The following is a 23185-nucleotide window of genomic DNA, read 5'->3' as shown; positions in this document are numbered from 1 at the left end:
GAGTTGGCAATCCAACACTTGCCCCCACCCTGACCCTCCCCCGCTGGGCGGGGGAGGGAAATATGGGCCTTACTTCACCGGAGTCATCTTGCCGGAGCCGGGGCCGGCGCCGAGGTCGGCACCCGTCACCGGGTTCACGTCGGTGCGCGACATGGTGCGCTTGGCGGCCTCGTTGACGGCCTTCATCTCTTCCGCCGCCAGCCGGACCGAGGGGTTGCCGTCGCCACCGCTGACCGGGGCCTGGTCGGGGGTGACGTTGACGAACTCCCACTGCTCGCCCTGGTTCCACGGGCCGCGCATGTCGCCGTCGCCCTGGCTCATGTTGTAGTACTTGTCGGTGTATTCCGGGTTGCCCGGCAGCTTGCCCGGCGGGAAGTTGTTCTCGATGGAATAGAGCGCCTTCTCGAACATCTTCTGGTGCGCCACCTCGCGGGTCATCAGGAAGGTCAGCGCGTCCTTCACGCCCGGATCGGGGGTGATGTTGATGAGGCGCTCATAGATGATCTTGGCCCGCGATTCCGCAGCGATGTTGGAGCGCAGGTCGGCGGTCGGCTCACCGATGCTGTCGATGTAACCGCCGGTCCACAACTGGCCCGCGGAGTTGGTCAGGGCCGGGCCGCCGCCGTAGAGCAGGGCCAGCGTGTGGCTGCCGTTGCCCTTGGCGATGTCGGCGTAGAGGTCAGTGACCTCCTCGGCGCCCTCGGCCAGCTTGCCCTTCACGCCCTTGGTCAGCATGGCGACGATGCTGCCGATGATCTCCAGATGGCTCAATTCCTCGGTCGCGATGTCGATCAGCATGTCCTTGCGGCCCGGGTCCTCGTCGGACAGGCCCTGCGTGAAGTAGCGCAGGGCCGCCGCCAACTCGCCCTGGGGCCCGCCGAACTGCTCCAGCATCAGGCTGGCCAGCTTCGGGTCCGGTTCAGCGACGCGGACCGTGTACATCAGGTTCTTGTTGTGCATGAACATGCGTAGGAGCCCTCCCGGTGCCTGGATGAAGGATGGGAGGCGACGGCTTCCGCGGGGGTGCTGGACCGCCGCCGTGCGTGCCGCCGCCATCGTCGTGTGCCCTCAACACAGGCTTCTTAGAAGCGTTCCAGGAAATCGGGCTCCTGACCTTTGGTTTTATGTCCGATCGTCAGGATGCCTTCTCGCGCATCAGGACGAATTCCTCCGCGGTAGAGGGGTGGAGAGCGATGGTGCGGTCGAAATCTTTCTTTGTGGCGCAGCAGTTCAGGGCGATGCCCAGCCCCTGGACGATCTCCGGCGCGTCCATGCCCATCATGTGGCAGCCGAGCACGCGCTGGCTCTCCCCATCCACGACCAGCTTCATCAGGACGCGTTCGTCGCGGCCCGACATGGTGTGCTTCATCGGGCGGAAACCGGCCTTGTAGATGTCCACCGTCGCAAATTTCGCCCGTGCCTCGGCTTCGGTCAGGCCGACGGTGCCGAGAGGCGGGATGGAGAAGACGGCGGTCGGGATGTTGGCGTAGCTGATGCTGGTCGGGTTGTCGTTGAACAGCGTCTCGACGAAGGCGCGCCCCTCGGCGATGGCGACGGGGGTCAGAGCCATGCGGTCGGTCACATCACCGACGGCGAAGATGTTGTCCACGCTGGTGCGCGAATACTCGTCCACCCGGATCGCCCCGGCGTCGTCAAGCGCCACGCCGGCGGCCTCCAGCCCAAGGTCGCGGGTGTTCGGCCGGCGCCCGGTCGCCGCCATGACGAGGCCGGCGGAATGCTCCCGCCCCAGCTGGTCGGTGACGGTGAAGCCGCCGGGGCCTTCCTCGACCTTCACGGGCTGGGTGCGGGTGAGGATGGTGATGCCGCGCTTGCGCATCTCCTGGGCCAGGGCGACACGGATGTCGTCGTCGAAGCCGTTCAGCAGCTCCTCGCCGCGGATCATGATCGTGACCTCGGCACCAAGGCCCCGGAATATCCCGGCGAACTCGACGGCGATGTAGCCGCCGCCCAGGATGATGACCGAGTGGGGCAGGGTGCCGAGCTGCAACGCCTCGTTGGAGGTGACGGCGTGCTCGATCCCCGGAATCCTGGGCAGCGCCGGCCAGCCGCCGGTGGCGACCAGGATGTTCTTCGCGGTGTAGCGCTTGTTCGCCACCTCAACCGTGTGGCGGTCGATCAGCCGCCCGAAACCGGTGTGCAGGGTGACTCCGGAGTTTTCCAGCATCTTGATGTAGATGCCGTTCAGCCGGTCGATCTCGGCGTCCTTGCGCCCGATCAGCGTCGCCCAGTCGAAGGCCGGCGTGGTGGTGGACCAGCCATAGGAACAGGAGTCCTCGAAGGCGTCGCGGAACTGGGCGGCGTAGACCAGCAGCTTCTTCGGCACGCAGCCGCGGATGACGCAGGTGCCGCCGACCCGGCTGCCTTCGCAGATGGCGACCTTGGCCCCCATGGCCGCGGCCCGCCGGCTGGCCGCGACGCCGCCGGAGCCGGCACCGATGGTGAACAGGTCGAAATCGAACTCGGCCACGGCCGCCTCCTTGCAATCCCACGATCCGAACGGGAGGGGAGTGTTCCCCATTCCGGCTCCCCTGTCGAGCGTTGGAGGGCCGGCATCGGCATGGGCGGAGCGGGCCTTCCCTCAGCGCATGACGAGTTCCTGGACCAGCACCTGCCGGATCTTCATGGAGCCGAGTTCCTTCGCGGCGGTGCGCATCACCGCGTCCTTGATGTAGAAGGCGCCGTTGCGCCCGCGCAGCTCGCCGGGGTCGGTGTCCAGCATCACGTTGGTCATGGCGTTGGCGATGCGCGGCCCGTAGCTCTCCACCGTCTTGACGGGGGCGGTCGGTTCCATGTCGAGCACCACGCGGACCCGCAGCTCGCGCAGGCGGTCGCCGTCGCTCAGCGTGAAGATCATCGCCGGCAGCCGCGCGTAGTTGGCGGCGGTGCGCAGCGTATCCCCCACCACGCGCCCGGCCTGCGCCGTGCCGGGCTTCAGCAGGAAGGCGCCGCCGGTGCCCGCGGCGGCCAGCCCGGCCATGGTGCAGAGCAGCCCGACCACCACCCGGCGGCCGAGACGGTCGAGCGTCGAGGGAGCCGCCTTAATGTTCGGCGCGTTCTGGCGGATTGTCCGGCTCATGCCGACCTCGTCGCTTTTTCGGGCACCGCAGGGGATCGGTGCCTGTTCTTGGGTGTATGGTGGATGGATGAAAGGAAATCGTCAAATGCAGGTATTTTATACTTTTTGGTGAGAGCGTATTACAGTCAGGAACTGCGCATCTCTTCTCGGCTTCTTTGTTCTCGAAATGCGTCTGATTTCGTAGCGTATTTTTGGTAAATCACCGTTGCTTGCGACGGTGGGGCGCTGCGGATGAAGCCTCTTCCACCGGAGGGCCGGGGCGTATAATGCTGGTTTCTCTATCGGATCGCCGTTCCCGCCGCGGGGGCGGCCTCCGGACGTGACCGTCGCGAAGGGCAAGAGCGGGAAGACAAGGACATCGCCATGGACGAGACCAGGAACAAGCCGCCGGCCAGTCACGCGCCCGCCAGCCATCCGCCCGCGTCGGCCATCACCGAATGGACCGACACCTATTTCAAGCGGACCAAGGAGGCGGTCGGGAAATTCGGTGACAAGAAGGTCACCTACGCCATCTTCATGCGCCGCCCGGTGGTCTGCGCGCCGCGACTCGTCATCGAATGGCTGGAAGCGGTGGCGCGCGAGCGCGGGTTCGACCTCGACATCGTCCTGAACTATCCGGAAGGGAAGTGGGTCGGTGCGGGCGAGCCGATCCTCTACATCACCGGCTCCTTCTACCATCTGGTCGACACCGAGACGATCATCCTGCAGAAGCTCGGCCCCGCCTGCGTCGGCGCCTACAACGCCTTCACCATGTGCGCCGACCTGCCGAAGACCGCCTTCCTCGCCATGGAGGCGCGCCACTGCGCCGGCACGGAGATGGAGGAGATGATGGCCTACGCCGCCTCGGTCGGTTCGGACCGGGCGAAGCGCAAGGTCGGCGCCAAGGGCTTCATCGGCAACGCCACCGACGCCACCGCCCATTTCTTCGGCCAGAAGAAGGGCATGGGGACGATGCCGCACGCGCTGATCGGCTACGCCGGATCGACCGTGCGGGCGGCGGAGATGTTCCACGAGACCTTCCCCGAACTGCCGCTGACCGTGCTGGTCGACTACTTCGGGCGCGAGGTCACCGACGCGCTGGAGGTCTGCCGCCGCTTCCCCGGCCTCGCCGCCCAGGGCAAGCTGGCGGTGCGGCTCGACACGCCGGGCGGGCGCTTCCTGGAGGGGCTGGACCCGCCGGGCTCCTACGCGGTGCTGGAGAGGCACGCCCCCCATTCCATCCGCGGCTACCGCGACGAGACGCAGCTCCGCTATCTGATCGGCACCGGCGTCTCGGCGGCGGCGATCCATTTCATGCGCGAGAAGCTGGACGAGGCCGGTTTCCCGGCGGTGAAGATCGTCGCCAGCTCCGGCTTCGGTCCGGCGAAGTGCCGCCTGATGGCGGAGGCCAACGCCCCCGTCGACATCATCGGCACCGGCAGCTATCTGCCCGAGCGCTGGACCGAGACCTACGCCACCGCCGACATCATCGAATACGACGGCGAGAAGCGGGTGAAGGTCGGCCGCGAGTTCCTGTTCCGCAAGTAGCATCGTCGTTCCGCACCAAGAACGCCCCTCCGCCGGCCACGCCGCGGAGGGGTTTTCGCGTTCAGCCTTTATGTTCAGCGAGTCAGCACCATCACCAGCCGTTCGACCGGCGTGTCGTTGACGAGGTGCGAGTCGACGATCTCGTCGATGTCGGCGGGCGTTTCCGGGCGGTACCACAGCCCCTCTGGATAGACCACCATCAGCGGCCCGGCGGAGCAGAAACCGAGGCAGCCGGTCCAGGCCATACCGACGTCCGTCAGCCCCTTGGCCTGGATGCGCTGGCCGAGCTGCTCCCACAGCGGGTGGGCGTTCTTCGCCGCGCAGCTCCCGCGCGGATGGCCGGGCGGGCGCTGCTGGGCGCAACAAAAGACGTGGTGGCGGAACACTTGCGGCAGATCGAGGGACATCGAAGGCTCCATAGGCCATAATTTAATTATGGTTATAGAGCTTGCTGCGGTGCAGCGCCACCGTTTAAAACGATTCCAATATGTCAGCTGTCCTATTCATCAGGCATCCTCGGCCAGCCGAAGGCCGGTGAAGGACAGGCGGGAGTCCGGCCGCAGGTAATGCCGGGCCGTCGGGTTGGCGTGGTCGAAGGGGGTGACGCAGCTGCCGCCCCGCAACACCATGCGGTTGATCATGAAGCGGCCATGGACGGCCTCGTCCACTCCGTCCGGCAGGCGGTAGCCGGGATAGGGAGCGAAGGGGCTGCGCGTCCATTCCCAGACGTCGCCGAACAACTGCCAGGGGCCGTCGCCGTGGCAGGTGCTGGGGCGCGGGTGGCGGTGGCCGGTGCCCAACAGGTTGCCCATGCTGTCGCAGCGCGACGCCACGGCCTCCCATTCGGCCTCTTCGGGCAGACGCTTGCCGGCCCAGCGGGCGAAGGCGTCGGCCTCGAACCAGCTCACATGGCAGACCGGTTCGGCGGGATCGAGCGGGCGCATGCCGTAGAGGGTGAAGATTTGCCACGCGCCGTCGCGCCATTCCCAATAGAGCGGGGCCTGCCACCCCTCGGTCTGCACCGCCTCCCAGCCGTCGGCGAGCCAGAGCGAGCGCTTGGCGTAGCCGCCGTCCTCGATGAAGTCGCGGAAGGCGCCGCAGGAGACCGGCAGGGCGGCGAGGCGGAAGGGCTCCAGATGGACGCGGTGGCGCGGCCCCTCATGGTCGAATCCGGCCCCGGCGTCCGTCCGCCCGATCGCGACGAGTCCGCCCTCATGCTCGATCCAGCGTTCGGGCTGCGGCGGAACCGGCACGGCTTGCGGCGGCTGCTCGTAGGCGGGGCGCAGCGGGTTGCTCCAGAAGGCGTGCTTGACGTGGGTCAGCAGCCGTTCCTGGTGGCGCCGCTCGTGGGTGATGCCGACGATCACGCGGTCGGCGATCTCCGGCAGGTCCGCCTCGTCGGCCTGGTTCAGCAGATGCAGCACCGCGGCGTTCACATGGTCGCGGTAGCGCATCACCTCCGCCGCGTTGGGCCGGGAGAGCAGGCGCAGGGTGGGGGAGGGAAGCTGGTGGCTGCCGAAGCGGTCGTCGCGCGCGGCGAACAGCGTCAGAAAGGCCGGGTCGAAGGGGCGGTAACCGGGGTTGCAGGGCACCAGGACGGTGGTTTCGAACAGCCACGTCGTGTGGGCGAGATGCCATTTGGCCGGGGCGCCGTCGGCCACCGACTGGACCATCAGGTCCTCGGGCGACAAGGGGGCGGCGAGTTCGGCGGTGCGGGCGCGGATCTTCTGGAAACGGGTGGAGAGGGTTTGGCGAAGGGCGTCACCGGACGGCTGGGCGTGCGTGGCGAGATGGGTGTCGGGCACGGGGAACCTCCCTGCGGGAGCGGGTTTTCCGCGGCGGGAACAGCGCCGGAACGCGCCTGGATTCCGCCGGGGAAACAACAGGTCCATTGTGCCGCATGGTCCAACCATCCTGGGTGGCGCATCGGAGGGGGGCTTTCTCCGAATTCGCGCATCGCACCAGCGGTGGGACTGTGGTCAGGCGTCCACCACCAGATGCGGACGGAAGGCGCCTTCAAGCGTCAGAAGCAGGCGCAGATACACGGCAACGCGCCGCGATGTCGTCGTGCGCTGTTCCAGGCAATCGCGGAGCTGGTTGGCGAGCGCCACATTCTCCGCCGTCTGTCCGGGCGGAAGCGCCGGGTGCGTCGGCGCCGCCATGTCGACGATGTGGTCATGGTCGACCGAGTGGGCCGCGACGGCCTTTTCGAGGAGCGCCGCCGCGATGCGTTCGATGTCCTCATCCGCTGGCGGCGGCTGGGCGAGGTTGGGGGCGAGGTGCGGCGGGGGACGGCGGTTCGCGAGCTGCGCGCGCAGATTCTGCTTGATGCGCGCCCGCTGCCCGGCGTTCAGCGTGTCCAGCTCATCGATCTCGTCGAACAGCAGATCGTAGAGGCGCCGCCGCTTGTGGTTGGCCTCATCCTGGTCGCGGCGCTCTTGCTGCTCGCGCTCCTGCTGTTGCAGGTCCTGCCGATTCTGCCGCCGTTTCCTGCGGTCGGTCGCGCTGCCGGTGCGCTCCACCACGCCGGCCGAACGGACCAGGGGTTCCGGGCGTCCGATCGATCCGTCGGTCATGGCGACCTCCACCGAAAGTGGCTGGGACTGTTCAGTGTACCAACTGTCGCGATTCTGTCAAGGTGACGCTTTGGCCAGCGGCGGAGGCCACGTTTCAGGTGAGCGTTGCTCACCCGAACACGCGGCGTACTCGTTTGTCAGGGGTGTGGCTCGGGCTCGACAGTGGGGCATCGCAAACGCAGGCAAAAGGACCGCGCCATGTCCCTGACGACCAAACACGCCGACTCCGCCAACCCCGTGCTGTGCGTCACCGCCGGGGGAATCGCTACCCTCACCCTGAACCGCCCCGCCAAGTTGAACGCCATCAGCACGGCGCTGGCCGCCGCCATGCTCGACACGCTGGACGCTCTGGAGGCCGACCCGGCGGTGCGGGCCATCATCGTCACCGGCGCCGGGGAGCGGGCCTTCTCCGCCGGGGCTGACATCGCGGAATTCACCCCGGCCGTCCGCCGGGGACCGGAGGCCGCGGTGCGCGCCTTCCGGCCCGGACAGACGCTGTGCGCGCGGATCGAATCCTTCCCCAAGCCCGTCATCGCCGCGGTCAACGGCATCTGCTACGGCGGCGGTTGCGAGATTCTGGAGGCGGCGCACCTCGCCGTCGCCAGCGAGCGGGCGAGATTCTCCAAGGCGGAGATCAAGCTCGGCATGATGCCGACCTTCGGCGGGACGCAGCGGCTTCCCCGCAACGCCGGGCGCAAGCGGGCGCTGGAATGGCTGCTGACCGGCGACGCCTTCCCGCCGGCGACGGCGCTGGCGGTGGGGCTGGTCAACCAAGTGGTGGCCCATGACGCGCTGCTGCCGGCGGCCTTCGAACTGGCCGGGCGGATCGTCCGGCATTCCCCGGCGGCGGTGTCCGGCATCCTGGGAGCGGTGACCCGAGGGCTGAACATGACCATCGGCGAAGGGCTGGCGGTGGAGACCGAGCGCTTCGCCCGGCTGGCGCCGGGGGCCGACCTGCGCGACGGGCTGCAGGCGTGGCTGTCGCGCTGAATCAAGCTCCTTCCGGGGGATCGTCCGGCGTTTCAGTTTGCGCGGGGGCGCGCCGGTGTGCGGTGCGCCCCACCATAAAAGATCGATTGTACGATAAGCGCACTGCTTTTGTGCAATGGAAAGTATTTTAAGCAATGATGAGCGATGCATGCATGTGCGTTCATTGCTTTTTAGGAAAATGTTTGGTTGACGAGCGTCATATCGCCAAATAGATTCCGCCTATGCAGCCATCATCGAAATGCCATGTTTGGAGCTATCATGTCTAACGTTAGCTTACAGGCCTTGGATTGCCTCAGCAAGATAACAAATATCCTTGAGGGATGCGAAGACTCAATAACGGCAACTCGATTGAAGAGAGATTATAGTTTCGATGATAGAATTTTTGAAGAAGCTGTAGCGTATGGGCACGAAAACAACATAGTTTCTCGCGGGAAGTTCAATAAAATTTCTCTCATAAAAGGATATTCAATACCAGAGGAGGCGTATTATCCATCGATTGGCAAATGTATTAATGATTTGTGGATTAAGGAGGGGCATGAAAGGAGCGGGTACTATCTTGAGAACACATCAAGAAGGGACTCGAGAATCGCCGGGCCTTGGACGCGACCCGATTTTACATTGATATCGCACAAGAAATTTCCATGGACCATCGGGCACGAGTTCGACGTCGTCACCTTTGAGGTGAAAAGGCCTGATAGCTGCAATGTCTTGGCCGTGTTCGAGGCGCTGTCCCATGCCAGTGTGGCCACGCGTGCTTATGTGGTGTTCCCGCTAGACGAGAAATCCTGGATTGACTTGGATGCAGCCCAAGCTCGGCGGGTTAAAGAGGAATGCGTCCGTCATGGAATTGGACTGATCCTGGTTGAAAAGATTTGCGGGCCTGCAAAGCCAGTCCATTTTATCAGGGCAACGAAGAGAGAAATAGACCATGAAAAATGCAACAGTTTTCTGAGTTCTGTTGTCTCTGACGAAGGGAAAAAGCAAATAGCTAGGTGGAAGTAAAAAGGACTTTATTTTGCGGTAAATTGCCAATTCATCTCTATATGTTTTGTTTGGGCCGTAGGATGTGGCTTCCAGCCTCGTTGAGCAATTCTGCGTCACGGGCTGGAGGCGTGGCTCGCGCACTGAATCAAAGACCTCGCGGGGGATCGTCCGGCGTTTCGGTTTGCCTCCGCGCGTGCCGCCGTGCAGGATGCGGGGGTGGATGTGGACCGCTCCGCCCCCTATCTTCCGGGGCCGGGGCTTTTTGGCGTGGATGGCATGAGCGACGAGAACACCCTGTCCGAGAGCGGCGAATCCCTGGAAAACCGGCGCAAGCGGCTGCGCTTCCGGTCCTGGCACCGCGGCATGCGCGAGATGGACCTGCTGATCGGCAGCTTCGCCGACGCCCATGTCCCGGCCTTCGACCACGCGCAGCTCGACCGCTACGAGGCGCTGCTCGAACTCAGCGACCCCGACCTCTACAACTGGTACGCCGGGCGCGAGCCGCTGCCCGCCGAGCATGACACCGACGTCATGCAACTGTTGACCAAGTTCCGCTACACGCCCCGTCAGGGGTCCTGAGGCCCGATCCTTGCCCAGCTTCGAACAGTTGCAGCCGGGACGCTCCGGCCGCCTTCTGGTCGGCGGCGCCCCCGCCGGTCATGACGCCCGCGTCCTCGCCGACCTCGCCAAGCGGGCGGGGAGTGCGGGACTTCTCCACGTCGCGCTCGACGACACCCGCGCCGCCCAGCTGGCGGAGGCGCTGGCCTTCTTCGCGCCGGCGCTGGAGGTGCAGGTGTTCCCGGCCTGGGACTGCCTGCCCTACGACCGGGTGTCGCCCAACGGCGGCATCGTGGCGAAGCGGATCGACACGCTGACCCGACTGCTGGCGCGCAAGGCCGACGCCGCGCCGCTGGTCGTGCTGACCACCGTCAACGCCATGGTGCAGAAGGTGCCGCCCCGCGCCGCCTTCCGCGACGCGGTGTTCTCGGCGAAGCTGCGCGACCGGATCGATCTGGAGAAGCTGCAGCGCTATCTGGCCGGCAACGGCTACACCCGCGCCCAGACGGTGCGCGAGCCGGGCGAGTTCGCCGTGCGCGGCGGCATCATAGACCTGTTCCCGCCGGGCACCGACGAGCCGCTGCGCCTCGACCTGTTCGGCGACGAGCTGGAGGCCGTGCGCAGCTTCGACCCCATGTCGCAGCGCACCACCGACAAGCGCGACGGCGTCGACCTGAAGCCGATGTCGGAGGTCTTCCTCGACGAGGCCGGCATCGCCCGCTTCCGCTCCGGCTACCGGGAGCTGTTCGGCGCCGTCACCGACGACGACCCGCTCTACGAGGCGATCAGCGCCGGGCGCAAGTACGGCGGCATGGAGCACTGGCTGCCGCTGTTCCACGAGACCATGGAATCGCTGCTGGCCTACATGCCCAAGGCCATCCTGTCGCTGGACCATCAGGCGACGGAGGCGCGCGATTCGCGAATCGCGCAGGTGGTGGACTTCCACGCCTCCCGCGAGAGCATGATCGTCATCGAGAAGCGGACGGGCTCGCCGGTCTACAAGCCGGTGCCGGTCGGCATGATGTTCCTCGACGCCCAGGCCTGGGATGACCTGTTCGCCGCCCACGCGGTGGCGCAGCTCCAGCCCTTCGGCACGCCGCCGGGCATCAAGGGCACGCTGGACGCCGGCGGGCGGCGCGGCCACGACTTCGCCGAGGAGCGGGCGCGGCCCGACGTCAACGTCTTCGAGGCGGTGAAGGACCACATCCGGGCGCTGCGGGCCGACGGGCGGCGCGTGCTGGTGGCTGGCTATTCCGCGGGCTCCCGCGACCGTCTGATGACGGTGCTGGGCGACCACGGCATTCCGGGGCTGGAGCCGGCGGAGAGCGTCGAGGACGTCCGCCGCTTCGACCGCAACATCATCGGCATGATCGTGCTGGGAATGGAGCACGGCTTCACCTCCGCCGACATGGCCGTCATCACCGAGCAGGACATCCTCGGCGACCGCCTTGTCCGTCCGGCGGCGAAGAAGAAGCGCAAGGCCGCCAACTTCATCGCCGAATACACGGCGCTGGCCTCGGGCGACCTCGTGGTGCACATGGACCACGGCATCGGGCGCTACGACGGGCTGGAGACGCTGGAGGTGTCCGGCGCGCCGCACGACTGCTTGCGGCTGATCTACGAGGGCGGCGACAAGCTCTACGTCCCCGTCGAGAACATCGAGGTGCTGACCCGCTACGGGTCGGAGGACGCGCACGCGCAGCTCGACAAGCTGGGCGGGGCCGGCTGGCAGGGCCGCAAGGCCCGCGTCAAGAAGCGCCTGAAGGACATGGCCGAGGCGCTGCTGAAGATCGCCGCCGAGCGCATGCTGAAGAAGGCCGACCCTGTCTACACGCCGGAGGGCGTCTATCAGGAGTTCGCCGCCCGCTTCCCCTATCCGGAGACCGACGACCAGCTGAAGGCCATCGAGGAGGTCTTCACCGACCTCGGCTCGGGCCGTCCCATGGACCGGCTGGTCTGCGGCGACGTCGGCTTCGGCAAGACGGAGGTGGCTCTGCGCGCCGCCTTCCTCGTCGCCATGAGCGGGCAGCAGGTCGCCGTCGTGGTGCCGACCACGCTGTTGGCGCGCCAGCACTTCAAGACCTTCACGACGCGGTTCGCGGGGCTGCCGCTGCGCATCGTCCAGCTTTCCCGCATGGTCACCGCCAAGGAGCAGACCAAGGTCAAGCAGGAGCTGACGGAGGGGACCGCCGACATCGTGATCGGCACCCATGCGCTGCTCGGCAAGGGCGTGCAGTTCAAGCAGCTCGGCATGGTCATCGTCGACGAGGAGCAGCATTTCGGCGTGAAGCAGAAGGAGCGGCTGAAGGAGCTGCGCGCCGACGTGCACGTCCTGACGCTGACCGCCACGCCGATCCCGCGCACGCTCCAGATGGCGCTGTCCGGCGTGCGCGAGCTGTCGCTGATCGCCACCCCGCCGGTGGACCGCTTGGCGGTGCGCACCTTCGTTCTGCCCTACGACCCGGTGGTGGTGCGCGAGGCCATCCTGCGCGAGCATTACCGGGGCGGCCAGACCTTCTACGTCTGCCCCCGCGTCGAGGACCTGCCCAAGGTCGCCGAGCGGGTGCGCGAGCTGGTGCCCGAGGTCAAGATCGTCACCGCCCACGGCCAGATGCCGGCCAGCGAGCTGGAGGAGGTGATGACCGCCTTCGACGAGGGCAAGTTCGAGGTGCTGCTCGCCACCAACATCATCGAGAGCGGCATCGACATCCCCAACGCCAACACGCTGATCGTGCACCGGGCGGACATGTTCGGTCTGGCCCAGCTCTACCAGATCCGCGGGCGCGTCGGCCGGTCGAAGGTGCGCGGCTACGCCTACCTCACCTACGCGCCGAACAAGCCGCTGACCGGCACGGCGCAGCAGCGACTGCACGTCATCGAGACGCTGGACAGCCTGGGCGCCGGTTTCCAGCTGGCCAGCCACGACATGGACATCCGCGGCGCCGGCAACCTGCTGGGCGAGGAGCAGTCGGGCCACGTCAAGGAGGTCGGCGTCGAGCTGTACCAGCACATGCTGGAGGAGGCCGTCGCCAACGCCCGCGCCAACATGGATGGGCAGGTGCCGAGCGGGGCGGAGGACCAGCCCTGGACCCCGCAGATCAACCTGGGCACCCCGGTGCTGATCCCGGAGGAGTATGTCCCCGACCTGACGGTGCGCCTGTCGCTCTACCGCCGCATCGCCGATCTGGTGGACCGGGCGGAGATCGACGGCTTCGCGGCGGAGCTGATCGACCGTTTCGGCAAGCTGCCGGGCGAGGTGGAGAACCTGCTCGACGTGGTGACCATCAAGCAGCTCTGCCGTCAGGCCGGCGTGGAGCGGGTGGACGCCGGGCCGAAGGGCGCCGTGCTGACCTTCCGCAACAACAGCTACGCCGAGCCGGCCAAGCTGCTGACCTACATCAGCCAGCAGATGAGCCTGATGAAGCTGCGGCCCGACCACAAGCTGGTCTACACCCGCGAATGGACCGACGAGGCCCAGCGGGTGCGCGGCGTCAATCGGCTGATGAGCGATCTCGCCCAGATGGCCGGCGGTGGCGCGGTGCCGAAGGGCGAGGCGCCTCCGCCTCCGCCGCCCCCGCCGCCGCCGCGCCCCAGCGCGCTGAAGGTCGGGTCGAAGTTCGGGCGGAACATCCCCTCGCGTCCCTTCGGACGGCGCTGAGGCGATGAAGAAGGAAAGCGGACCCAAGGTTGGCGGGTCCAACGACAGGGGCCTGGCGAAGGCCCTGGCGCTCGGCGGTGACCGGCGCGCCTTTGGCAGCATTCCGACGGTGGCGGAGGCGGTGGCCGCCGACCCCGCCCGCCTGCCGGAACTGGTCGCCTGCCTGTTCGACGGCGACGCCGGGGTGCGGATGCGCGCCGCCGACGCCTTGGACCGGGTGTCGCGCGGCGATGCCCGCCCGCTGGATGCCTTCGCCGAACGTCTGCTGACCGAGGCGGCGGCGATCGAGCAGGCCGAGGTGCGCTGGCATCTGGCGGCGATCCTGCCGCGCCTGAGCCTGACCGGGGAACAGCGCGAGCGGGTGGTGGCGCTTCTGGAGGGCTGGTTCGAGAACCGGGCCAGCCGGATCGTGCAGAGCGCCGCGCTTCAGGCGATGGTCGATCTGGCGGCGGACGATCCGGAGCTTCGCCCGGTGGCGGCGGACATGCTGGGCCGGGCCATGCGCTCGCGCATCCCGTCGCTCGCCGCTCGGGCCAAGCGCATCCTCAAGCCGTTCGAGGTGGACCGGGCCACATTGGACGCCGCCCTGCTGCCGGAGACCAAGCCGCTGACCCTGTCGGTCCTGCCCGACCGGCTGGCGGTGGCGCGGCTGGCGCCGGGGGACGGGATGCCCGGCTGGCTCGACTGGACCGACCCTCTGGTCAGCGCCACCCGCACGGGGGAGGAGCTGTCGATCCTCTGCCGCGAGTCCCGCGTGCCGGAGGGTGTGACGGCGGAGCGCGGGTGGCGCGCCTTCAAGGTGGAAGGGCCGCTGGACTTCTCGCTGTTCGGGGTGCTGGCGCGCATCGCCGTGCCGCTGGCCCAGGCGCGGGTGCCGATCTTCGCCATGTCCACCTACGACACCGATTACGTGCTGGTGCGCGACGAGGACGTGGAGCGCGCGGCCGACGTGCTGAAACGCGTCTGCACCGTCCTGGCCCCCTCCTGACCGTCACGCCTGCGGGGCCTTCTCCGCCTCGACGGCGGCGAGCACCCCCAGCTCCTCCAGCTGGGTGACGGCGCCGGTGAGGCTGGTGGCGACGCGGTCGGCGGTCGTCTGGGTGGTGGCCTGCTCCGGCGCGTCGGCTTCGGGGTGGGCGCTCCACAGGCAGAGCAGGATCGGAACGTCGGGGCCGAAATGCAGCCGCAGGCGGCGCACCAGCCGGCGGGCGTGCGACAGGGCGGACGGGTTCAGGTAGGACAGCGCCACCGCCGACACGCCGGTCGGGGCCAGCGCGGCGATGGAGCGGACCGAGACCGTCTCGCAGGGGATCACGTCGGCGCGCAGCCCGCGCGGGCGCAGCATGTGGCCGAGCAGCGCCGCCGCCGCCTCGTCAAGGTCGTTGCGGGCGCCGATGCACAGGATCAGCGGCGTGTCCTCCGCGGCGGGCGGCGAGGACTCCATCATCTCGTCCAGCAAGGCCACCATGCCCTCGGCCACCGCCTGCCGTCCCTCCGGGTTCAGGCGGTTGCGCTGGCGGTCCTGCTCGGCCAGCGACAGGGTGGGGATCAGCAGGCCATGCCCGGCCTCGACCAGCCCGCCCTTGCTCATCTTCTCCTCGGCGATCTCCATGGCCTCGATGGGGTCGCGGGCGAGCAGGCGCTGGTAGAGCTTGGCCTCGTCCGGCAGCACCGGGCGGTCGCCCAGCATCACCTCCAGGAAATGCAGCTGCGGCACGTGCCGCCCCAGCACCACGAGGCAGACCGTCAGCGGTGTCGCCAGCAGAAGCCCGACCGGCCCCCACAGCGTCGTCCAGAACACCGCCGCGACGATGATCGCCAGCGACGACAGGCCGGTGGCCGAGCCGTAGAGCCAGGGCTCCACCACGTTGTTGGAGAACAGCTCCACCGCCACGAACAGGGCGATGCAGAGCAGCGGCAGGGTCCACCCTCCATCGACCGCGAAGGACAGCAGGATCGGGAAGGCGGCGGCGATCGCCGGTCCCAGGAAGGGGATGAAGCGCAGCACCGTCGACAGCAGGCCCCAAAGCAGCGGATTCGGCACGCCGATCAGCCACAGCCCGACCCCGATGGGCAGGCCGTAGGTGACGTTGACCACGCACTGCATCAGCAGATAGCGGCTGACCCGCTCGCCCGCGTCGTTCATCGCCTCCGTCGTGCGGCTGAGGTCGCCGGACCCGGCCAGCCGGATCAGACGGTCGCGCAGATCCTCCCGTTGCAGCAGCATGAAAATGGTGAAGACCAGCACCATGCCCGCCGTGGCGACCGGGGCCATGGCCGGCCCCAGCACGTCGCTGATGATGGTCAGCGCGTCGCCGTCCTGTTCGATCCGCACCGGCACCGGCTCCCGCGCGGCGCCGGGGGCGGGCAGGGCGTTGGCCGGGGCGGCGGGCGCGGTCTCGCCGGTCACCTGCTCCAGCCCCTGCTTCAGGTCGCGGAAGGCTTCGGTCGCCTGCTGCACCACGCCGCCGCTGCCCGCCGATGCGGCGCGGGAGCGCAGAGAGTCCAGCTTGTCATGCACATTCTTCTGATAGGTCGGCAGGTTGTTGGCGAGATCGGCGATCTGCCCGCCGACCACCATGCCGAAGCCGGTGATGCCGGCGAAGACCAGCACCACCACGGCCAGCACGGAGGGTATCCGACCCAGCCGCAGCCGCTCCAGCCGGCTGACGATGGGCGCCAGGACGAAGGTCAGCAGCACCGCCAGCGCGATGGGGACCAGGATGTCGCTTCCCAGATAGAGGGTCGCCACCACCAGCGCGATGACCAGCAGCGTCGTCTGGGTGGAGGCGGGCGGGGCGGCCTTCGGCACCGGTATGGGGCGGGCCTGCAACCGGCGGGCGGTGTCTTCGGCCATGATCGGCGGAGCCTCGGGGGAGAGTTGAGAGAGTGCAGAACGCGGCCGGACGCGGCGCGTTCCGGGACGTCGGCCGCAATCGCCGCAAGACACCGAGACGATTGCGGTCGACAGTCTGTTTAAACCCGCGTGGTTATCTCGTCAGAAGGAGGGGGCTATGCGTAAGGTTGCTGTTCCGGTCCTGTCGGCGGTCGCGCTTGTGGCTTTGGCGGGCTGCGCCGAAACGTCGAGCTGGTTCGGTGGGGGAAGTGAGCAGGCGTCCCGCCCGATGTCCGAACAGTCGCTCCAGACCGCCTCGCGGATCGAGCCGCAGGCCATGCTGGGCAAATCCGTCGTCGCCTATGACGGGCAGAAGGTGGGGCAGGTCGAGGATGTGCTGTTCAACCGCAGCAACCGGCCGAGCCAGCTCGTGGTCCAGACCGGCGGCATCATGGGCATCGGCGGGCGGAACGTGGCGCTCGACATCGACAACGTCCGCTACAACCAGCAGCAGGACGCCCTCGTGGCGACCCAGCTCACCAAGGATCAGTTCGCCAATCTGCCGGAATTCCAGTATGGCGGGAACATGATCTCGCTCAGCCGCCAGAAGACGCCGCATTGAGCGGAGTCAGTCCTCCGGCTTGCCGGAGCGCAGGCGCTTGATGTCGGACCGCTGACCCTTGGCCTCCAGGCGACGCTTCTTGGAGCCGAGGGTCGGCTTGGTCGGGCGTCGGCTCTTCGGCACCACCGTCGCGTCGCGGATCAGGTCGATCAGCCGCTCCCGCACATCCTCGCGGTTGCGCAGTTGGCTGCGGTAGGTGTCGCCGACGATGATCAGCACGCCCGCCGCGGTCATGCGCGAGCCGGCCAGCCGGACCAGCCGGGCCTTCACGTCGTCCGGGATGTTCGGCGAGGCCGCCACGTCGAAGCGCAACTGGACGGCGCTGTCCGTCTTGTTGACGTGCTGGCCGCCCGGACCGGAGGCGCGGATGAAGCTTTCCTGAAGCTCGTTCTCGTCCAGGCTGATGCGGGGGGTGACGCGAATCATCAATCGGCCGCCGCCGTCACGCCCTCCTGCTCCTCCACCCCGAGGTCGAGAAGCGGGAGGAAGCTGGCGGGTTCCTGCGCGCCGGACAGCGCGTAGCGCCGGTTGAAGATGTAGCAGGGCACCGCCTGAAGGCCGAGCTGCCGCGCCGTGGCGTCGGCGTTGAAAACCGCCGAGGTCTCGGCATCGCCGGTCAGCAGAGCCTTGATCTCCGCGAAGTCGAAACCCAGGCCGGCGGCGGTCGCGGCCAGCGTGTCGCGGTCGCCGATGTCCAGCCCGTCAACGAAATAGGCGTGGAACAGCGCGTCGGCCATGCGGTCGCCCAGCCCGTGGCGGGCCGCGATGCGGATCAGCCGGTGCCCGTCGAAGCTGTTGGGCGTGCGCCGGATGCGGTCCAGCCGCAGCGGCAGGCCGTCGCGCTCCGCCGTTTCCTCGACCACCAGATGGATCTGTCGCGCCCGTTCGGTGCCGCCGAACTTGGCCGCCAGATAGGCGCTGCGCTCCATGCCGCCCGGCGCCATGTCCGGATTGAGCTGGAAGGGCTGCCAGCGCAATTCCACCTGGACGCGGGGCCGGTCGGCCAGCGCGCGGGCAAGCCGCCGCTTTCCGATGTAGCACCAGGGGCAGATCAGGTCGGCGTAGGATTCGATCAGCATGGACCCACTATCCTCCATTCCCGCCCCGCCGCGCAACCGCCCTGCCCGTGGGGCATCCCGCCGCGTTCGGGCCACCGCCGTTGCAACCCTTTGTTAACCCTTGCCGCCGGAGAGTCGCCCTGTTGCGCGGATGAGTGTCCGCGGCGGTCGGAGGCGTGTGGCGATGGCGAATTCCTATGTGGACGGCAAGGTGCGCGACGCGCTGGTGGCGGCCAAGGGGAGCCGGGCGACCGCGCAGAAGCTTCTGATGGCCTGGGCGGCCGAGGACCCGCAGCTTCTGCTGGGCATTTCGCAGCCTTTCCTGAAGGCCATCGCCGCGGCGGCGATCGAGCGGGGCGTCCGGCCGTCCGCACCCAGCCGGTCCGCGCCCGCGCAGCCGGGCCGGTCGCGTGGTTCCGCGGATTCGGCGCTGAGCAAGGAGGCGCTGGCCGACGTGCTGAGCCGCCTCGGCCGCGATCCCGGCGAGGATGCGCCGGCGCCGCGTGGCCGCGCCGGCTCACCCGCTCCGGTCAAGTCCGCCACCATGGTGGTTCCCGCCGGCAAGGGCGGGCAGGGTGGCGTCACCCATGAAAAGGCGATGATGACGCTCGCCAAGGCCTTCGTGGCGAAGAAGATGCGCTGAGCAACGGCGCGGGGCTTACTCCGCCGTCATCCGTTCGATCCAGCCCGGCTGCCGCGGTTCGGGCCGGATGTCCGGCGGCGGGCTCGCCAGGGCGGTGTGGCCGTTGCGGTGCGGGTCGGGGATGTGATGGCAGTCCACGTCGGCCAGCGTCTTGTAGCAATAGACGCGGGAACGGTCGACGTAGACCTTCTCCGGGCAGTAATGCCCGGTTTCCGAGAAGGACACCGCCGAGCAGTCGCGCCCGGTCGCGGCGGACACCAGATGGTCGCCGAGCGTCTTCTTGGTGCTGGTGACCGAGGCCAGATCGGCGCCGAGGCTGGCGACCATCATCGGCCCGCCGCAAGCGCCGAGCGGGATCACCGCCAACGCCAGCACCGCGATTGACTGAGCGAGCCTCATCACCCTTCGCACCCCGTCCCGTGTTCGATCCGATTCCAGGCGAACCTCATTAAAAAGCCGTGAATCAGCGCAGCAGCGTGCAGATTCGCGACCGGCACTGCACCAGCACGAAGGTGTCCTTGTCCTCCGTGCAGCCCACCTTGAACACGGTCTGGCCGGATCGGCCGGTGACGTAGCTCATCACCTCCACCTTGGCGGGCGTGCAGTTGCCCAGCGACTTCGCGGCTTCCTTCGCCTCGGCCTGCCCGGCGGAGACGTTGGCGGCCTGGACCGTCGGCGACGCCGACAGGCACAGCGCGAAGGCGCCGAGGGCAGCGAGGCGGAAAGCGGTGACGCGCATGGCCGGATCGGTGGGCTGGTGGGTGCTGAGGAAGTTTATGGCACGGGTGTCGCGAATTCGGCTGTGCAAAAGTGGTAACCGCGGGCTCACGCGCGTTTTGCGGGCTCGGCGTGCCGGTGGGACAGGAAGAAGCGCAGCATCTCCCGCGCGGCGTCCGGCCCCTGCGGGTCGGTGTAGGTGCCGTCCGGGCTGCCGCCGGACCAGGCGTGGCCGCTGCCGTGGACGGTCCACTGCTCGAACAGCGTTGCTCCATCGCCGTCCTTGTGAACGGTGCGGGTGAAGCCGCGTCCGCCGGGCGCCTGTCCCTCCTCGGTCGTCGCGGTCAGCCCCTCCGCGTTGGCGGTGGCCTGGGCCATGACATGGTCGCCGTTGCGCGGGTGCACGACCTTGTCCGCGTCGCCGTGGAAGACGATGGCCGGAACCACCGGAGCCCCGGCCGTCGGCCGCTGGCCGGGCGAGGAGCCGGCCTTCATCGCCAGCAGGGCGGAAGGCACGCCGCTGGCCGAGCCGTAGGGCAGGCCGGAATGGACGCCCACCGCGGCGAACAGGTCGGGATATGTGGTTGCCAGAACCATTGCGGCGGAGCCGCCCGCGGAAATTCCGGCGACGTAGACGCGCTGCGGGTCGGCCCCGTGCTCCGCCAGGACCTGCCGGGTGGCTCCGGCGATCAGCGCCGGTTCGCCGCGCTCGCGGCGCTGGTGGTCGGGGTTGAACCAGTTCCAGCACTTCTTGTCATTCGCCGCGGGGGTCTGTTCCGGGTAGAGGACGAGGCAGCCGGCCTCCTCGGCCAGACGGTTCATGCGGGTCCCGACGGCGAAGTCCTCCGGGGACTGGGTGCAGCCGTGCAGCATGACCAGCAGCGGACGCGGTCCCGCCGCCGCACCCTTCGGTACGAACAGCCGGTAGGCGAGCGTGCCGGAGTCGCCGGTGAAGGCCCCGGATTCCATCGGCTCCGTCATGGGGACGGGTTTCGGCGGGGGCGGAGGAACGGGCGCGCCGCGGCGGAACAGTTTTCCGGTCAGGCGGCGGAGGAAGGCCGCGGCGCGGGCCAGTGCCGGGCGGGGCCGGTTGGTGTCGGTCACGGTCGGCGGCTCCGGGGTCGTTCGGGAGGGAAGGCGGTGGATGGTACGGGACGGAGGCGGCGGAGGACAACCGCCGATCTGCACTGCGCTCCGGCAACTCCCTGGCGGTTTGCGCCCGGCCGCCAACTGCGCTAACCATCCGGTTCTGAAAGCGTCCAGGTGAGCCGACATGAGCACCGACATCACCCTCGTCCTGGGCGGCGCCCGCTCCGGCAAGAGCCGCTACGCCGAGGGGCTGGTGACCGCTTCGCCCGGCCCGCGGGTCTACATCGCCACCGCCCAGGTGTGGGACTCCGAGATGGCCGACCGCGTCGCCCGCCACCAGGAGGACCGCGGCCCCGGCTGGACCACGGTGGAGGAACCGCTCGACCTGCCCGGCGCGCTGCGCCGCCACGCCGCTCCCGGGACGGGCGTGCTGGTCGATTGCCTGACGCTGTGGCTGTCCAATCTGATGATGGCCGAGGCCGAGGTGCCCGCCCGCTCCGCCGAGCTGCTGGCCGCCCTGGCCGATGTGGAGGGGCGGGTGGTGCTGGTTTCCAACGAGGTGGGGCTGGGCATCGTGCCGGACAACGCGCTGGCCCGCCGTTTCCGCGACCATGCGGGGCGGCTGCACCAGGACATCGCCGCCGTGGCCCGGAGGGTGGCCTTCGTCGCCGCCGGGCTGCCGCTGCTGCTGAAGGGAGAAACACCATGACCGAAGATGCCGACCAGAACGAACGGCACGCCGAGAAGATGAAGCGGCGCAAGGCGCTGCACGACCGCGTGATGGCCAGCAAGACGCAGGAGAAGGGCTTGCTGATGGTCAACACCGGCAACGGCAAGGGCAAGTCCACCGCCGCCTTCGGCCTGATCCTGCGTGCCGCCGGGCATGGCATGCGGGTCGGCGTGGTGCAGTTCGTCAAGGGCGCCTGGTCCACCGGCGAGACGGTGGCGCTGGAGCGCTTCGAGGATCTCGTGGACTTTTACACGATGGGCGAGGGCTTCACCTGGGAGACCCAGGACCGCGAGCGCGACATCGCCGCCGCCAAGGCCGCCTGGGCCAAGGCGCAGGAGCTGATGGCCGACTCCAAATACAGCCTCGTCGTGCTGGACGAGCTGAACATCGTCCTGCGCATGGGCTATCTGCCGGTGGAGGAGGTGCTGCCGGTGCTGACCGGGCGGCGCGAGGGGCTGCATGTGCTGGTCACCGGCCGCACCGCCAAGCCGGAACTGATCGAGGCCGCCGACCTCGTCACCGAGATGACCCTGGTCAAGCACCCCTTCCAGGCGGGCATCAAGGCCCAGCCGGGCGTCGAGTTCTGAGCCATGCCGCGCGCGATCATGCTCCAAGGCACCGGCTCCGACGTCGGCAAGTCGCTGCTGGTGGCCGGGCTGTGCCGGGCGCTGGTCCGCCGCGGCCTGACCGTGCGGCCCTTCAAGCCGCAGAACATGTCCAACAACGCCGCGGTCACCGCCGACGGCGGCGAGATCGGGCGCGCCCAGGCGCTTCAGGCGCGGGCCTGCGGTGTGGCGCCGTCCGTCCACATGAACCCGGTGCTGCTGAAGCCGCAGTCGGACGTCGGGTCCCAGGTGGTGGTGCGCGGCGTCGTCGAGGGTACCGCGCGGGCCGGCGACTACCAGTCGCGCAAGGGACGGTTTCTCCCCACCGTGCTCGACAGCTTCGAGCGGCTGAAGGCCGAGGCCGACGTGGTGGTGGTCGAGGGGGCGGGCAGCCCGGCCGAGGTCAATCTGCGGGCCGGCGACATCGCCAACATGGGCTTCGCCACGGCGGCGGGCGTGCCGGTGGTGCTGGTCGGCGACATCGACCGCGGCGGGGTGATCGCCAGCCTCGTCGGCACCCACGCCCTGATCCCGCAGGAGGAGCGGGCGCTGGTCGCCGGCTTCCTCATCAACAAGTTCCGCGGCGACGTGCGGCTGTTCGACGGTGGCCTGTCGGTCATCACAGAGCGCACGGGCTGGCCGAGCTTCGGCGTCGTGCCCTGGCTGGCCGACGCCGCCCTTCTGCCGGCGGAGGACGCGGTGGCGCTGGACACCTGGAAGACCCGCTCCGGGGGGCGGCTGCGCGTCGCCGTGCCGATGCTGTCGCGCATCGCCAACTTCGACGATGTCGACCCGCTGGCCCAGGAGCCGGACGTGGCCCTGTCGATGGTGCCGCGCGGCCAGCCGCTGCCGGGCGACGCCGATCTGGTCATCCTGCCGGGAAGCAAGGCGACCATTACCGATCTGGCGGTGCTGCGCGCCCAGGGCTGGGACGTCGATCTCGCCGCCCATCGCCGGCGCGGCGGGCGGGTGCTGGGCATCTGCGGCGGTTACCAGATGCTTGGGCGGCGAATCGCCGATCCCGACGGCATCGAGGGACCGCCGGGCGAGGCCGAGGGGCTGGGGCTGCTGGACGTCGACACCGTCCTGAAGGGGCCGAAGGTGCTGGAAGAGGCGACCGGAGTCGACGCCGAGACAGGGGCCGCGGTCGCCGGCTATGAAATGCACATGGGCCGCACGGAGGGGCCGGACCGCACCCGTCCCATGCTGACCCTGGCCGGCGGGCGGACCGATGGCGCGGTGTCCGCCGATGGGCGGGTGATGGGTTGCTACCTGCATGGCCTGTTCGGGGCGGACGGCTTCCGCGCCTCCTTCCTTGCCGGGCTGGGCGGCGAGGCCTCCGGACGCTCCTACGACGCGACGGTCGAACAGGCGCTCGACGCCATCGCCGTCCGGCTGGAGGAGCATGTGGGCATCGACGCCCTGCTGGCCGCGGCGCGATGAGGGACATCGCCGTGGGCGATGCTTCATGAAACCGATTTCATGATCCCGCAAC

Annotated in this window: 23 protein-coding genes; 11 read left to right on the top strand and 12 right to left on the bottom strand. The window is 68.5% G+C overall.

Features of this window, described 5'->3' with window-relative positions; all coding sequences use genetic code 11:
• Nucleotides 1–69: 69 nt before the first annotated feature.
• The 3 genes from DXK32_RS01615 to DXK32_RS01605 all read right to left on the bottom strand — a co-directional run bounded on the left by DXK32_RS01615 (nt 70) and on the right by DXK32_RS01605 (nt 3097).
• Nucleotides 70–966 (bottom strand): manganese catalase family protein, encoded by an 897-nt coding sequence (locus DXK32_RS01615; protein ID WP_114856907.1) that lies wholly within the window; start codon nt 964–966, stop codon nt 70–72.
• Nucleotides 967–1135: 169 nt separating this feature from the next.
• The gene (gene gor / locus DXK32_RS01610; RefSeq protein WP_114856982.1) at nt 1136–2488 is read right to left on the bottom strand and encodes a glutathione-disulfide reductase; all 1353 of its coding nucleotides are present in this window, start codon (nt 2486–2488) and stop codon (nt 1136–1138) included.
• 111 nt (nt 2489–2599) lie between these two features.
• Complete coding sequence (locus DXK32_RS01605; protein ID WP_114856906.1) at nt 2600–3097, bottom strand: flagellar basal body-associated FliL family protein; 498 nt, start codon at nt 3095–3097, stop codon at nt 2600–2602.
• Between the two features lie 363 nt (nt 3098–3460).
• Here DXK32_RS01605 and DXK32_RS01600 point away from each other — a divergent pair, with 363 nt between their 5' ends.
• Nucleotides 3461–4624 carry a nicotinate phosphoribosyltransferase gene (locus tag DXK32_RS01600; protein ID WP_114856905.1) on the top strand — a complete coding sequence of 388 codons (1164 nt, stop codon included), beginning with the start codon at nt 3461–3463 and terminating at the stop codon, nt 4622–4624.
• Nucleotides 4625–4698: 74 nt separating this feature from the next.
• On the opposite strand, the gene DXK32_RS01595 is transcribed toward DXK32_RS01600, so the two are convergent.
• From DXK32_RS01595 to DXK32_RS01585, 3 genes are all read right to left on the bottom strand, one after another.
• Nucleotides 4699–5031, bottom strand: coding sequence for a (2Fe-2S) ferredoxin domain-containing protein (locus DXK32_RS01595; RefSeq protein WP_114856904.1), 333 nt, complete (start codon nt 5029–5031; stop codon nt 4699–4701).
• Between the two features lie 99 nt (nt 5032–5130).
• Complete coding sequence (gene egtB, locus DXK32_RS01590) at nt 5131–6429, bottom strand: ergothioneine biosynthesis protein EgtB (RefSeq protein WP_114856903.1); 1299 nt, start codon at nt 6427–6429, stop codon at nt 5131–5133.
• A 174-nt stretch (nt 6430–6603) separates the two neighbouring features.
• Entirely contained in the window at nt 6604–7200 is a 597-nt protein-coding gene (locus DXK32_RS01585; RefSeq protein ID WP_114856981.1) for a hypothetical protein, read from the bottom strand.
• Nucleotides 7201–7398: 198 nt separating this feature from the next.
• On the opposite strand from DXK32_RS01585, the gene DXK32_RS01580 reads away from it, so the two are divergent.
• From DXK32_RS01580 to DXK32_RS32530, 5 genes are all read left to right on the top strand, one after another.
• Nucleotides 7399–8190 (top strand): crotonase/enoyl-CoA hydratase family protein, encoded by a 792-nt coding sequence (locus DXK32_RS01580; RefSeq protein WP_114856902.1) that lies wholly within the window; start codon nt 7399–7401, stop codon nt 8188–8190.
• A gap of 258 nt (nt 8191–8448) precedes the next feature.
• Nucleotides 8449–9192, top strand: coding sequence for a hypothetical protein (locus DXK32_RS31965; protein WP_162801027.1), 744 nt, complete (start codon nt 8449–8451; stop codon nt 9190–9192).
• A 258-nt stretch (nt 9193–9450) separates the two neighbouring features.
• The gene (locus tag DXK32_RS01575) at nt 9451–9753 is read left to right on the top strand and encodes a succinate dehydrogenase assembly factor 2 (protein WP_035674467.1); all 303 of its coding nucleotides are present in this window, start codon (nt 9451–9453) and stop codon (nt 9751–9753) included.
• A gap of 10 nt (nt 9754–9763) precedes the next feature.
• Nucleotides 9764–13390, top strand: a complete 3627-nt coding sequence (gene mfd, locus DXK32_RS01570; protein ID WP_114856901.1) for a transcription-repair coupling factor — start codon at nt 9764–9766, stop codon at nt 13388–13390.
• Nucleotides 13391–13394: 4 nt separating this feature from the next.
• Complete coding sequence (locus tag DXK32_RS32530; protein ID WP_205215614.1) at nt 13395–14378, top strand: ACT domain-containing protein; 984 nt, start codon at nt 13395–13397, stop codon at nt 14376–14378.
• A gap of 3 nt (nt 14379–14381) precedes the next feature.
• On the opposite strand, the gene DXK32_RS01560 is transcribed toward DXK32_RS32530, so the two are convergent.
• Nucleotides 14382–16247 (bottom strand): AI-2E family transporter, encoded by a 1866-nt coding sequence (locus tag DXK32_RS01560; RefSeq protein WP_114856900.1) that lies wholly within the window; start codon nt 16245–16247, stop codon nt 14382–14384.
• A gap of 157 nt (nt 16248–16404) precedes the next feature.
• Between DXK32_RS01560 and DXK32_RS01555 the strand changes: the two genes are divergently transcribed.
• Nucleotides 16405–16848, top strand: a complete 444-nt coding sequence (locus DXK32_RS01555) for a PRC-barrel domain-containing protein (protein WP_114856899.1) — start codon at nt 16405–16407, stop codon at nt 16846–16848.
• A 6-nt stretch (nt 16849–16854) separates the two neighbouring features.
• Here the strand turns inward: DXK32_RS01555 and arfB are convergent, their stop codons facing one another.
• Together arfB and DXK32_RS01545 are read right to left on the bottom strand one after the other, a co-directional pair.
• Nucleotides 16855–17274 (bottom strand): alternative ribosome rescue aminoacyl-tRNA hydrolase ArfB, encoded by a 420-nt coding sequence (gene arfB, locus DXK32_RS01550; RefSeq protein ID WP_114856898.1) that lies wholly within the window; start codon nt 17272–17274, stop codon nt 16855–16857.
• Nucleotides 17274–17927 (bottom strand): DsbA family oxidoreductase, encoded by a 654-nt coding sequence (locus DXK32_RS01545; protein WP_114856897.1) that lies wholly within the window; start codon nt 17925–17927, stop codon nt 17274–17276. The genes arfB and DXK32_RS01545 overlap by 1 nt, the downstream gene beginning before the upstream one ends.
• Before the next feature lie 163 nt (nt 17928–18090).
• Here DXK32_RS01545 and DXK32_RS01540 point away from each other — a divergent pair, with 163 nt between their 5' ends.
• On the top strand, nt 18091–18549 hold the full coding sequence (locus tag DXK32_RS01540) for a hypothetical protein (RefSeq protein WP_114856896.1): 459 nt from the start codon (nt 18091–18093) through the stop codon (nt 18547–18549).
• 15 nt (nt 18550–18564) lie between these two features.
• Here the strand turns inward: DXK32_RS01540 and DXK32_RS01535 are convergent, their stop codons facing one another.
• From DXK32_RS01535 to DXK32_RS01525, 3 genes are all read right to left on the bottom strand, one after another.
• Nucleotides 18565–18948 carry a hypothetical protein gene (locus tag DXK32_RS01535; protein ID WP_114856895.1) on the bottom strand — a complete coding sequence of 128 codons (384 nt, stop codon included), beginning with the start codon at nt 18946–18948 and terminating at the stop codon, nt 18565–18567.
• A 64-nt stretch (nt 18949–19012) separates the two neighbouring features.
• Complete coding sequence (locus tag DXK32_RS01530) at nt 19013–19288, bottom strand: hypothetical protein (RefSeq protein WP_114856894.1); 276 nt, start codon at nt 19286–19288, stop codon at nt 19013–19015.
• A gap of 86 nt (nt 19289–19374) precedes the next feature.
• Nucleotides 19375–20370, bottom strand: a complete 996-nt coding sequence (locus DXK32_RS01525) for an extracellular catalytic domain type 1 short-chain-length polyhydroxyalkanoate depolymerase (protein WP_247876924.1) — start codon at nt 20368–20370, stop codon at nt 19375–19377.
• Nucleotides 20371–20539: 169 nt separating this feature from the next.
• Here DXK32_RS01525 and cobU point away from each other — a divergent pair, with 169 nt between their 5' ends.
• Genes cobU through DXK32_RS01510 form a run of 3 tightly spaced genes read left to right on the top strand, consistent with a single transcriptional unit; the run spans nt 20540 to nt 23133 of the window.
• Nucleotides 20540–21064: a bifunctional adenosylcobinamide kinase/adenosylcobinamide-phosphate guanylyltransferase gene (gene cobU, locus DXK32_RS01520; RefSeq protein ID WP_114856892.1), complete on the top strand. Its 525-nt coding sequence runs from the start codon at nt 20540–20542 to the stop codon at nt 21062–21064.
• Complete coding sequence (gene cobO, locus DXK32_RS01515) at nt 21061–21672, top strand: cob(I)yrinic acid a,c-diamide adenosyltransferase (RefSeq protein ID WP_114856891.1); 612 nt, start codon at nt 21061–21063, stop codon at nt 21670–21672. The genes cobU and cobO overlap by 4 nt, the downstream gene beginning before the upstream one ends.
• A 3-nt stretch (nt 21673–21675) precedes the next feature.
• On the top strand, nt 21676–23133 hold the full coding sequence (locus tag DXK32_RS01510; RefSeq protein ID WP_114856890.1) for a cobyric acid synthase: 1458 nt from the start codon (nt 21676–21678) through the stop codon (nt 23131–23133).
• Nucleotides 23134–23185 lie beyond the last annotated feature (52 nt).

The organism is Azospirillum brasilense (genome assembly GCF_003349955.1).
GTDB classification, from domain to species: Bacteria; Pseudomonadota; Alphaproteobacteria; order Azospirillales; family Azospirillaceae; genus Azospirillum; species Azospirillum brasilense_B.
The sequence above is the reverse complement of the archived record's forward strand: the minus strand, read 5'-3'. Positions and strand labels throughout refer to the sequence as shown.